The organism is Aequorivita viscosa (genome assembly GCF_900106795.1).
Lineage (GTDB): Bacteria > Bacteroidota > Bacteroidia > Flavobacteriales > Flavobacteriaceae > Aequorivita > Aequorivita viscosa.
Genome location: NZ_FNNS01000024.1, coordinates 4,096 through 16,656 on the forward strand (window position 1 = coordinate 4,096; position 12,561 = coordinate 16,656).

The following is a 12,561-nucleotide window of genomic DNA, read 5'->3' on the forward strand; positions in this document are numbered from 1 at the left end:
ACACAAAGGTATCTGAGTGAATTTCAGCGTGCGTAGCAAAGCTGAAATTTGTACCGAAGATCACCTCCCCGAATGCTCAGAAGTAATCGTCAAGAACAATACTTCTCCTGGCTCTAGTACTCCTTCCACACGCAGCATAACCTTTTCTAAGGCCTGTCTTGACCCCAATCCCTTTCCAATACCAGTGAGTTGCGAAACTGGAGCGATACATCCTCGCAGTTCTTTTAGCGCATCATTGGCTGGATGCATAAGAATACCAAGTCTCTCAGGTACATTCTTTATCCTCAAATGATGACCAAATTTCGGAGAATAAAAAGGCTCCATTTCATAGGTTCCATCGGGTATACACGAAATATTACGCTTGTTCACTATCCAAGGCAACTCTATACAAAAGCACAAAAAAAGATGCTTATGAAATAATATCCCGTTTGTCCCATTCTTATAATGTGTTCTGTGCAGATATAAGTCCATAACTTAAGTTTTTTCTTATACCTGATCCACGCCCACTATTGCCAGCGCATTAAAAGAACCGTTACGTAAGGGGTACATTTCCCCGTTCACCTCTTGGAAAAAACTTACCCCAATTAACTGAATAACAGGAAGCGTTCCCCCACCGCCTATAGTAGCAACTAGGTTTAATGCAGACTGTGGTTGGTTGTCCCACGGAATTATGGGAGACAAAGTGTGGTCTTCTTCAAAAGTTCTTCCTGGAAAATCAAGAGCACAAACCCCGGCAACCAATTGAATATGCGTCGTTCCTCGAGGTGCATCTATGGTCTCATCGGGAGCAAAGGCTGCAATAGCCACGTCAAATGCGCCAGTTGCACGATCAAAGCTGGGTAAATAGCCGTTAAAAAAAACAGTATTCAACTTTCCTTTTTGATTAAAATCAAAACCTTCCAATAATCCCATATCTCCATCTTGAATGCTGCGTTGTCCGCGTTCATTCAAACTATCACTTTTAATTACTGTCATAAGCTGCTGAACCAATCTCGAAACTAAACGGTTATCACTGGCCTGCCGAATTAAAAGTCGCTCGGCCTTTCTAATCAATTGGCCTCCTTTACCAGCAGTTCCAAATTCCATCCCGTTCTCTCGAGTACGCTTAAAAGCAGGATCCGTCATAATACGGTTCTTGTCAAGCCCACCTTTCTCACGAGCCATATACCCGTCTTGAGTCTTGTAAAAGGTAATATCTCCCATAGTACCTTTTAGCTTTAAAATCCCTTTCTGTTTTGCCATAATTATAAATTTTAATGTTAAACAATGACTCAAACCTACAACACAACTCATTTAAAATCAGCGCTCAAAACATAAACAGACACTTTTTGCATAATTCTGCATATTTCTGCACCCTTCCCGTAACTTAGTTTGAAAAAACAGCAATTATCATCATCATAATTCCAAAATTCCCCATCCCTATAGCCCCCACCGTCCCCCAAGTCCCCTCACAAATCGTAAGTCTTTTGTCGGACAAAAATGATTTTTTTGTACAAAGCCAGTTTAGATCAATATTTTAAAAATCAAAAACGCTATCTGGTTTTGACAAGCCCACGATCAAACCAAGAATTGGACATTTCTATACTTATGGATAGCTACTTTTTTCTTAATTAAAGCCTAAGACACAGTAAACACACGAATTACAATTTTTATCACCATCGCTTTAATCGCATAAGAGTGTTAAAGCATTCCTAAAATAAATCTTATATTTGAACAGATTCAATACTGCCTTGTTCTCAATGAGGAATCCCGTAAGGAATAAAAATTGTATTGATTTATATTTGAAGATAAAACCCAACTCAACCAATTCCCGAATGACAAAAACCACCCCCAAGGCCGATATAAATTTTGAACAGGAACTTTGGAAGGCTGCGAACGAACTTCGTGGCGCCGTTGCTGAAAACCAATATAAAGATTACGTACTTCCCTTAATATTCCTAAAACATATTTCTGAACGATATGAATTGCGGAAGGAGCGTTTGGTGGAGCTTCTTAATGATGAGGAATCTGATTATTACACTTTGGATAAGGAAGAGCAAAACTATGTATTGGAGGATCCGGATGAATATCTTTCCAAAAACACTTATATCATTCCAAAGAAAGCTACTTGGCAATTTCTACAGGACAATGCCGAGCAGGATAATATAAAAGTTCTAGTGGATGATGCTTTCGATCTGCTGGATAAAACTTTGGCTACTTTCCGACCCGACTTAAAAGGAATATTACCACGTATTTTCGTAAAAAGCCAATTGACCGCCAAGCAGGTGGCAGGATTGATAAACCTATTGGCAAACCCAAAACTTTCGGTGAAAGAAAATCCGGAGAGTGATATTCTTGGCAGGGTGTACGAATATTATATCGGAAAGTTTGCCATCGCTGAGGGTTCCGGTGCGGGGCAGTTTTTTACTCCTGGGAGTATTGTACGATTGATGGTGGAAATGATTGAACCTTTTGAGGGCAAAATCTTTGATGCCGCTTGTGGATCTGGAGGAATGTTTGTGCAGAGCTTAAAGTTTTTGGAAGCGCACGGAGGAGACAAGAAGAATATTTCTATCTATGGACAGGAACGCTATGATGGTACTTTGAGACTTTGCAAAATGAACTTGGCCCTACGCGATCTTTCTTTTGATGTTCGGCTTGGCGATTCTTTGTTGCAGGATAAATTCCCAGATTTAAAAGCTGATTTTATAATTGTAAATCCACCGTTTAATGTAAGCCAATGGCATCCCGAAGACTTGCCTGAAAACGATCCGCGACTGTTTGGCCCCAAAGAAGATTTCACTACCGATGGGAACGCCAATTATATGTGGATGCAGACTTTTTGGAGTCATTTAAGCGATTCGGGCACTGCCTCTATTGTTATGGCAAATGGCGCGATGACCAGTAACAATCGAGGAGAAAAGAACGTGCGGGAGTTTATGATAAACAACAGTATGATTGACTGTATTGTGCGATTACCCGATAAGTTGTTTTTAACCACTGGCATACCAGCCTGTATTTTTATCCTTAGCAAAAATCGCGATGGTAGGGATGGAATTCACCGAGAACGTACCAAGGAAATACTTTTTATAGATACCAGTAAAATGGGAACTATGGAAAGCCGGAAGCTACGTGTGTTTACCGATGAAGATATTAAAAGAGTTAGTGATGCTTATCACAGTTGGCGGAATCTTCCCAACGAAGTGAAAAAAGCTACCAATTATGAAAACGTTGACGGTTTCTGCTATAGCGCCACCACTGAAGAAGTACAGAAACAAGATTATAAACTTACCCCGGGGATTTATGTGGGCAGTGAAGCCGTGGAGGATGATGGAATTCCTTTTGAAGACAAAATGGAGACTTTAAAAGCGCAGCTTGGAAAGCAGTTTGAAAAGGGAAATGAATTGCAGGAAAGAATTTTGGAGAATTTTGAAAAATTTTGAGATATGATTTTAGAAAGAATACTTATTGAGGATTTTAAATCCATAAAGAGGCTTAATCTTAATTTACATTCTCTAACTTGTTTAGTCGGAAAAAATGAATCGGGCAAATCAGCAATTTTAGAAGCTGTGAGTTTTTTAAATTTTTCAAAAAACAAGCTCACATCAGCCCATACAAATAAAAACTCAAATAGGTATGACAAGGATGATTTTCCTGCAATCACTGGATATTTTTTAGTTAATGATGAGGAACAGACGCAGGTAAATAATATTCTTCCTTTAAGCTTCGATACCAACAATAAAGCAATTCCCAAAAAAAACTTCGCCATTAAATGGATAAGAATTAAAATTAATGGGAATAAAGAAATCAATACTGCATTAGACCTTATTGCTGGTAATAACCGAACCTATAATTTAAAAGAGAATTATAGTGATGAAGATATGAAAAATATAAAAAATAAAATTTGGGAAGAAGTCATTCCGCACATTGAATTAATTACTTCTGAAAATTTGGTCATATCACCGACTTCTCTTGAGGAACTACAACAGAATCAAGGTTCCTTTGAGACTTTTAAAAGACTCTTTGCAATTGGTGGTGTTAATGACCTCAAGCTATTGAAAACAAACAATATTGAGAAGTTAGAGGACAAACTTTATACAATAAGTCAAAAAATAACTGATTTATTGCAAGAAAACTATTCCCAAGACAACTCAATTAGGATTGATCTAAAATATTCAGGAGATAAATTTCTTTTAAGAATAGTAGATTCGTCAAATAGATCCTATTCCTTAAGAGAAAGGAGTGTAGGTTTCCAATACTTCTTTTCTTTTCTAATTAACAATACTTATCTCAACGCGTTTCAGATTAAAAAAAATATATTTTTACTTGATGAACCGGGAGTGTCTTTACATCCAGAAGGAGCACGAGATTTAATAAAGATTTTTGAAGACTTCGCGTTAAATGAGCAAGTAATCTATTCAACACACAATCCTTTTTTGGCCTATAGAAAGAAACCTGATAATCTAATACTTGTAAGAAGAGATACTACTAAGGGAACGGAAATTATAACAAAAGTATATCAGAATAAATATCAAATTCTTCGAAAGGAGCTTGGTTTACTTCTTAATGACTCTTTTTTAATCAACGATATTAATATTGTAGTTGAAGGCAATTCAGATAAGTATTTACTACATTATATAATCCACGAGGAAGAGGAGTTCGAACCTCTTAGTTGGACCAATATATTCAGTGCAGATACTGTAACAGAGATCATCCCTTCAGTCAGGTATTTAAACAGTCTTGATTTAAAAGGGTTGGTTCTTATGGATTCTGATCACGCTGCGAAAAAAGAGATAGTAAAACCAAAGTTTAAAACTAATATTTCCGATAACCCAAATTGGGACTATTTTACAGTAATTCAAAGATTGAAGGATGATTCCGTAAGAACAATGGAAGATATGTTAAATCAGGAAGCTTATATCACAGCTTATAACACATATTATACAGAGCAACAAGATACATTGGAATGGAAGAAAAAATTTTCACCAATTGAAATCAAAGAATATCCCTTACCAATTTTAGACACTCTTAATCCCCATTTTAAAGTTCATTTAAGTGGAGGAATTAATAAAATCGCTGTTTTTAGAAAATTTTCTGAATTATACCCTTATGATAGTAATATTGGTTATTATCACGATTTAATGGAATTAGTCTTTGAGATCAAAAGTAAATTAATCGAATTCAAATAAAATTTTAATGCCCCAAAACTGGAAAACATATAAACTAGGAGACTTTGCAGACGTTCAAAATGGATACGCTTTTAAATCGAAAGATTTGAAAGATTCTGGAATTCCAGTTATTAAAATTAAAAATATTATTTCTCCAAATGTGGTTTTGGAAGGTGCAGGATATTATTCAGGAAAACTTGATGACAAGCTTGAAAAATATGTCATCAAAAGAAATGATTTCCTTATCTCTATGACAGGTTCAACAGTTAACGTGATGAGTTCAGCTGTTGGGAAGATGGGAACATATCGATTAGATGATATTGCACTTTTAAATCAACGTGTCGGAAAGATTTATATAACTGATAATGATGTGGCAGATTTTGATTATGTCTGCTATTTTTTAAATAGATATGAAATTAATTATTCCCTTGCTTTAAATGCAACAGGTAGTGCAAACCAAGCTAACATTTCACCTGCCCAAATCAGAGATTTAGAGATATTACTCCCACCCCTCCCCGAACAAAAGGCAATAGCCCAAATCCTCTCCGCCATAGACGATAAAATAGAGAACAACCGGGCCATTAACAAGACCTTGGAGGAAATGGCAATGGCACTTTATAAGCATTGGTTCGTGGATTTTGGACCTTTTCAGGATGGAGCGTTTGTGGAGAGTGAACTGGGGGAGATCCCTGAGGGATGGACAACGCATGAATTCCTAGAACTTTTTGATTTACTCAGTGGAGGAACACCTAAAACAACTGAAAAGGATTATTGGAATGGAAAATTTGAATGGGTGTCAGCAAAAGATATAGGCAATTCGGGTAATATTTATATAAATGATACTGAAAAGAAAATCACTCAATTAGGTCTTGATAATAGTTCGACAAAAATCTTACCGGAAGATTCAGTTATTTTAGTTGCAAGAGGTTCTGTAGGGAAATTTGGGATGATCGCAAAACCAATGGCTATGAACCAATCTTGCTATGGAGTTTATTCAAAATCAAAATATTCTCAAGCGACCACCTATTTATTGATAGATTCCTTAATGAGGCATTTTTTAAATGTAGCTTATGGTTCTGTTTTCGATACTATAACAACTTCAACATTTAAAAACATTAAAGTCTTATTGCCTCCAAATGACGTAATGGAGAAAATTCAGAAAGATATTAATAGGTTTTTTATAAATATAAAGATGAACATTCAAGAAAACCAAACCCTAACCCAACTCCGCGACACCCTTTTGCCAAAATTGATAAGTGGGGAAGTGCGGTTGAAGGAATTTGAGGAAAAAATTGAAAGCGCAGTATAATTTAAAAGATACCTGCCTGCGCAGGTAGTTAGTATGACAAGAGAAGCTACCATAGAACAAGCCGCCATAGATTGGCTAACAGATTTGGGGTATGTCCACAAGTTGGGCACTGGCTTGCCTCAGAATAATACAGAGGTGGTGCTTACGGAGCCGCTATTGGAGTTTATTGAAAGACAATACCCACATATTCCCAAAGAGATACAGACACTTGCAGTAGCCGAGCTTACCAATAATGTGGGTGCAGACTTGGCCCATCGGAATCGTGATTTTCATCTAAAACTTACCAAAGGAAAGGAATATGCCTATGAAGATGCCGATGGACAAGAAAAAGCTGTTCATATCTATCCTATAGATTTTGAGACGCCCACCAACAATGAGTTTTGGGCGGTAAACCAATTCAGCATTACAGGCAAAAACAAGAGACGACCTGATATTATAATCTACGTTAATGGTTTACCACTCGTTGTCTTTGAACTTAAAAATTGGTATGACGACAATACCAACCTAAAGGAAGCACACAACCAGATTGGGCATTATATCAAAGATATTCCGGTGTTGTTTGAGTATAACGCCATTACCATAATCAGCGATGGGAATGAGGCGCAACACGGTATGTACAGTTCAGCTATGGAATGGTATGCAGCTTGGAAAAGCATTAATGGCGTTGACACAGTTCAGGAAGACGATTTTCAGATGCATGCCCTGTTGTTTGGGCTATTCCCAAAGCAGCGGTTGCTAAACTATATTAAGAATTTTATTTTTCACGAAGACCATAACGGCACACTTATTAAAAAGGGGGCAAAGTATCACCAATTCTTTGGAGTTCTTTTTGCAGTGGATGCCGCCAAGAAATCCGTTAGACCTTATGGCGATGGGCGAATTGGTGTAATTTGGCATACCCAAGGAAGTGGCAAGAGTATCAGTATGGCAATGTATACAGGGATTTTGCGAAGTTTGCCTCAATTGAAAAATCCAACGATTATCGTGCAGGTTGACCGAAGTGATTTGGACATCCAACTCTATGAAAACTTTGTGTTGGCAAAAGATTTGGTAGGGGAGGTACAGCATGCTAAAAGCACGGACGACCTGCGCAGATTACTTTCTGCCGGAGCTGGAGGGGTAATTTTTACTACTACTGAAAAGTTCCGTTTAAAACAGACCACCGATGAAAAGTTAGGAGAGCTAGAGCATCCTATTTTAAGCGAACGTGAAAACGTAATTGTAATGGCAGACGAGGCCCACAGAACCCAATATGGGCTGTTGGATGGGTTTGCTAGTAACCTGCGGAAGGCGTTACCAAACGCTTCCTTTATCGGCTTTACGGGTACGCCTATAGACAGTAAGGATGCAGACACTGTTGAGGTTTTTGGAAATCTTATCCACGTGTATGATATAAAACAAGCTGTGGACGACAATGCTACAGTAAATATATTTTACGAACCCCGTTTGGCGAAACTCCATTTATGGAATGAAGCCATAGACGAAGATGTGGACGAATTAGGCGAAACTGCCGAAGAAAACCCATCCTTACGTTGGGCGGCAATTGAGGATGCAGCAGGATCGGAAGATAGAGTAAACAAAGTTGCGGCAGATATATTAGGTCATTTTACCGAGCGAACAGATACACTAGAAGGGAAAGCCATGATAGTTTGTATGAGCCGTAGAAACTGCGTGAAAATGTATAATGCCCTTACGGCATTGGAAGAATGCCCCGAAGTGGCGGTAATTATGACTGGAAATATCAGTAAGGATCCCCTTTCTTGGAATGAACATTTGCGAACAAAAGATGCCACGGAATCAATGAAGAAGCGGTTTCGGAATCCTGAGGATCCATTGCAGATAGTTATAGTTCGCGATATGTGGCTAACAGGTTTTGATGCGCCTTGTGTGCATACAATGTATGTGGACAAGATAATGCGAGGACATACATTGATGCAAGCAATTACACGAACCAACAGAGTTTTCCGCGATAAACGAAATGGGGTGATTGTAGATTATATTGGTATAGGCGATAACCTGAAAACCGCAACCAAGAAATATACACAAGAAGGTGGTCACGGGCAACCTACTATTGATATCGAGCAAGCCTTGGAGTTGTTTTTTAATCAGGTTGAAAAGTGTAGGGTATTTATTCCTTCTGAAATAGATTATTCACAATGGAAAGTTTTGCGCGACGGCGATAAATTGCTTTTAGTGAAAAAGGCGATAAATGTCATTCTCAAGAGTGATGAGGATTCAGAAGATTTTATGAAAGCTGAAAAGTCGCTTACAAGCTTATTAAGTATTGTAAAGAGTCAGCCAGCCATACAGGAGTTTGCAGTGGATGTATTGTTTATGCAGCACGTTTCAAAAGCAATACGTAATGCTAAATCGGTGACCTCAATCCGCAACGAACAGAAAGAAAAAGTAAAGGAGCTAATTAGTCAGAGTATAGAGAGCGAGAATATTGTGGATGTTTTTGCGATGGCGGGAATTGAAAAGCCTGATATCTCTATTTTGGATGAAACCTTTCTTTTGGGAGCTAAACAGGAAAAAAATGGATTGGCGCTTAAGATTGAGTTGATAAAAAACATATTAAAGGACGAAATAAAACTTCGACTACATAAAAACATAAAGAAATATACTTCATTAAAAGAGGAATTGGAAAAGGTGATAGACCGCTATCATTCCAATGCCCTTGATTCCTACGCTACTATAGCCGAATTGGTAGCACGCGCTAAAGACTTGCAACAAGAGGACGAGCGAAAACAATCTTTAGGACTTACAGATGAGGAATTGGCGTTTTACGATATACTCGCTGCTAAAAAGGACATTATTAAAGAAGAAGGCCCAATTCAAGACATTGTTCACGGCGTGGTAAAAGCCGTGAAGAAAAATCTGCAACTGGATTGGACAAAAAAGGAAAATGCTAAGGCTGCAATACGCTTGGCGGTTAAAAAAGAGCTGCGTGGTAAAATTTCTATTTCTCAGTTGAATGAGATTTTGCAGGAGATAATGCTTCAAGCAGAGGGGCAGTTTGGGGAGTGGAGTGCTTAAAAACTAACAAAGATAATATATGAACGAAACTACGATTAAACAAAATGTCGATCCTTTTTTACAGGAAGTTAGAACAATAACGAAACGACATAAAGAGAAATTAAGAGAAAAAGGAGAGGATTTTAACCTGTTTAGTGTAATGGGAATGGAGTCTAATGAAACTCATACTCATTCTGCAATTCTTGCCGCCTTACTAGATCCAGCATATAATCATTATGCCAAAAGTTTATTTCTAGAAAAGTTCTTAGAAAAGATAGGTTATGAATTTAAGGGAAGAGATTTGAATAATACAAGAGTAATCAAAGAATATCACATTGGTTCTATTGATGCGGATTATGAGCGAGGTGGTTTTATAGATATACTTATAATTTTTGATTCAGGACATACTCTTGCCATTGAAAATAAGATTTATGCAAAAGATCAAAGAAAACAATTATATAGATACAGTAAACACAATGAGTCAAAAACTCAATTGTGTTATTTAACTCTGTATGGAACGGATCCTAGTGAATATAGCTACCAAAGTTTAGAATTAAAAAATATTCGAAAGATTAGTTATAAAGAAGATATAATTGAGTGGCTCAGTGTTTGTCAACAGCATTTACAACCTGACTCAATATTATCAATATCAATAAAGAAATATATTCTACTACTTAAAAAACTAACCAACACCATGGATAAAACGCACGAAATGGAATTTACCAAAAGCATTCTAAACAATTATGAAGCTGCCCAGTATGTACACAGTAATTTCGATAAACTTATATATAATGTCCGAGAATCATTTAGGCAAGCTGTAATAGGAAATTTACGAAATAAGTTGATTGATAGCAATTATAGGGTAGTGAGTGGAAACGCAGCAGATTTTCATTTTTCGCAAATTTGGATCGAGTTAGATAATTCCAAAGATTTGACCATGCGTTTTGGAATTGAATCATTCAGTGGCAAAGGAAATGAAAATGGTAGGATTTTTATTGGAATTTTTGACAGACTAACCCAAGAGATTAACATTGATTTTGCAGATGAGTCAATTGATAAATATCTAAGTAAATATTGGCCAGTTATCAGATTAATTAAAACACCTAAGAACAATCCACTTCATTTAAATAGCGGTGATTTACTTCTAAAATTAAATGATGAGAACTCCCAGACCTTTAAAGATTTACTTGAAGAGACAGTTTCACAAGTAATTAAATTTGTGAATGAATATACGGAAGTTATAAGGGAAATTGATATAAATAGAGGGAATAGGGTAGGGGATTATACAATTAATGATATTAATGAATCTTAATCCTTAATTGCAAATACAACCTTAATGGAGTAATGCCTTTAGAAGAAAAAAAATATGATATTGAAACCAATAATGATTGGGCAAAGGATGTAAAAGGAAATCATCTTTATATCGACCATGCTATTAGTGGTCGTAAAGGGTATTTCTGTATAGGTTGCGATAAAGAAATGGAGGCTGTCAAAATGAAAAAGAACCTTAATCATAGATCTTTTTTTAGACATGTTCCGGTAGATATTACAAAAGACGAAACTCCCTGTACATTTAGTAATAGAAAATACAGAGAGCTATTAGCCACAGATATACTACAAAGGTTAAAAACCATCAAAGTGCCCGGTGTTTATAAATACCCACCTAAAGGAGAGGACGGGATACCAATGCTTCTTGAAAAACCAAAATTTATAAATGCACATAAAGTAAAATCCCAACTTATTTTTTATGAAGATAAGGAAGGTGCAGTACTATTTGGCAAAAACCCAGATGGAGAAGATAGATATTTATTAATAAGGCCTGATGTTGTTTTCTTTGATGCCAATGGGGAACCAATTTTATTGATAGAATTGGTAATTACTCATAAAGTAAATCAAGAAAAGAAAATTAAGCTACGACGATTAGGAATTGATACTGTTAGCATTATCGTTCCTAAGTCCTCAGAACAAGAGATAGAAGATAATTTTAAGTCAACTAAACGTGTAAAGTGGGAATACAATGAAATCGAAGCAAACACCAACTATAAAAAAGTTTCCTCTAGAACTTCAGAAGGAATATTGGAACTTGATGAAGACCAAAGACGAATTTTTGAAGAAGACATCAGTTGCCGCAAGGCAAGACTTAATAACACGTTACGATCTATTAAAAAATTCCTTCAATCAGAATCGTACAGAAGAACTGAACAACACCTTGAATCTGAAATATCAAGAATTGAGAAAGCTACAAGAGGAGAGCAAAAGAGATTGGAAGAGTTGGAAGTTGGAATTGATAAAGAAGTACGAGCACAATTTACAAAGCGACATATTGAGCTTAGAAAAGCGGAAGGAGAAACTACAACACGAGAAGAAGAACTTAGACGCAAGTATAACGATTTGGAAAGACGATATAAATCAAAGAAATCAGAACTTGAGACAACGCAATCAAGAATTGAAAGCGATAAAAGAGAGGAGCTCGAAAATGGATGGACTGAGGAAGCTGTTAGAGAAAGATTTAGAAAAGATAGCGAACAATTACGAGTTGAGTTTGAAAAACTTTCAAGCGAATTTGGACAACTTATCAGAACAAGAGAAAACTCTATCGGAGAATTATTACAAGAACAAGACGAGCTTGCTGCAAACCATAGAAAACTTGAAGCAGAAGAATTTGAAAACTTTACAAGAAGAAATAGAGAAATTACAGAACGAATTAGAGGAAAATTTAGAGATAGAAAGGAAAAACTATCAGAAGCTTATAACGACGAAGAACGAATTGTTGCAGGATTACGAATTAAAGAGCAAGCCATATCTCGAACGTTTGGAAAGCTTGAAAAAGAAGAACAAGAAAGTTTTGGAAGAGAGGAGGCTCTCCTTATTAAAGAAGAACAACGACCTGAAGGAGCAATTTTTGAAGAATTTCTTGAAGAAATCAGAAGTTCCCCCAACCGATTTCCCAAACGAATTAAGTATGTACTGGAAGCAGAACGCGTGGGACACGATTACAAAGATGCTCAACGCCAAGAAGAGTTCTATAAGCGGGCACGAGAATTTTTTAAGAAGGGAACTTGGAAGGAAAAATAAATCTCTCGAATGGTT

Annotated in this window: 8 protein-coding genes; 6 read left to right on the forward strand and 2 right to left on the reverse strand. The window is 36.8% G+C overall.

From position 1 onward, the window contains the following. Positions 1-60: 60 nt before the first annotated feature. Both BLW28_RS12755 and BLW28_RS12760 read right to left on the reverse strand, forming a co-directional pair. Complete coding sequence (locus BLW28_RS12755; protein WP_073220712.1) at positions 61-471, reverse strand: DUF5675 family protein; 411 nt, start codon at positions 469-471, stop codon at positions 61-63. Positions 472-486: 15 nt separating this feature from the next. Next, positions 487-1,242, reverse strand: a complete 756-nt coding sequence (locus BLW28_RS12760) for a hypothetical protein (protein ID WP_073220734.1) — start codon at positions 1,240-1,242, stop codon at positions 487-489. A 572-nt stretch (positions 1,243-1,814) separates the two neighbouring features. On the opposite strand from BLW28_RS12760, the gene BLW28_RS12765 reads away from it, so the two are divergent. From BLW28_RS12765 to BLW28_RS12790, 6 genes are read left to right on the forward strand one after another with little or no spacing between them, the layout of a single operon-like run. Next, entirely contained in the window at positions 1,815-3,422 is a 1,608-nt protein-coding gene (locus tag BLW28_RS12765) for a type I restriction-modification system subunit M (RefSeq protein ID WP_073220709.1), read from the forward strand. Positions 3,423-3,425: 3 nt separating this feature from the next. Beyond that, positions 3,426-5,168 (forward strand): ATP-dependent nuclease, encoded by a 1,743-nt coding sequence (locus tag BLW28_RS12770; RefSeq protein ID WP_073220706.1) that lies wholly within the window; start codon positions 3,426-3,428, stop codon positions 5,166-5,168. Between the two features lie 7 nt (positions 5,169-5,175). Beyond that, positions 5,176-6,456 (forward strand): restriction endonuclease subunit S, encoded by a 1,281-nt coding sequence (locus tag BLW28_RS12775; RefSeq protein ID WP_073220703.1) that lies wholly within the window; start codon positions 5,176-5,178, stop codon positions 6,454-6,456. A gap of 33 nt (positions 6,457-6,489) precedes the next feature. Then, a complete protein-coding gene (locus BLW28_RS12780) occupies positions 6,490-9,492 on the forward strand; it encodes a type I restriction endonuclease subunit R (RefSeq protein ID WP_073220700.1) in 3,003 nt (1,000 codons plus the stop codon). Positions 9,493-9,511: 19 nt separating this feature from the next. Continuing rightward, positions 9,512-10,783 carry a PDDEXK-like family protein gene (locus tag BLW28_RS12785; protein WP_073220697.1) on the forward strand — a complete coding sequence of 424 codons (1,272 nt, stop codon included), beginning with the start codon at positions 9,512-9,514 and terminating at the stop codon, positions 10,781-10,783. 32 nt (positions 10,784-10,815) lie between these two features. Continuing rightward, on the forward strand, positions 10,816-12,546 hold the full coding sequence (locus BLW28_RS12790; RefSeq protein WP_073220695.1) for a coiled-coil domain-containing protein: 1,731 nt from the start codon (positions 10,816-10,818) through the stop codon (positions 12,544-12,546). The last annotated feature ends 15 nt before the right edge of the window (positions 12,547-12,561 follow it).

Coding starts and splice junctions, on each gene's coding strand:
- BLW28_RS12780 (WP_073220700.1), top strand. CDS start 6,490: ATGACAAGAGAAGCTACCATAGAACAAGCCGCCATAGATTGGCTAACA.
- BLW28_RS12790 (WP_073220695.1), top strand. CDS start 10,816: ATGCCTTTAGAAGAAAAAAAATATGATATTGAAACCAATAATGATTGG.
- BLW28_RS12775 (WP_073220703.1), top strand. CDS start 5,176: ATGCCCCAAAACTGGAAAACATATAAACTAGGAGACTTTGCAGACGTT.
- BLW28_RS12785 (WP_073220697.1), top strand. CDS start 9,512: ATGAACGAAACTACGATTAAACAAAATGTCGATCCTTTTTTACAGGAA.
- BLW28_RS12755 (WP_073220712.1), bottom strand. CDS start 471: ATGGACTTATATCTGCACAGAACACATTATAAGAATGGGACAAACGGG.
- BLW28_RS12770 (WP_073220706.1), top strand. CDS start 3,426: ATGATTTTAGAAAGAATACTTATTGAGGATTTTAAATCCATAAAGAGG.
- BLW28_RS12760 (WP_073220734.1), bottom strand. CDS start 1,242: ATGGCAAAACAGAAAGGGATTTTAAAGCTAAAAGGTACTATGGGAGAT.
- BLW28_RS12765 (WP_073220709.1), top strand. CDS start 1,815: ATGACAAAAACCACCCCCAAGGCCGATATAAATTTTGAACAGGAACTT.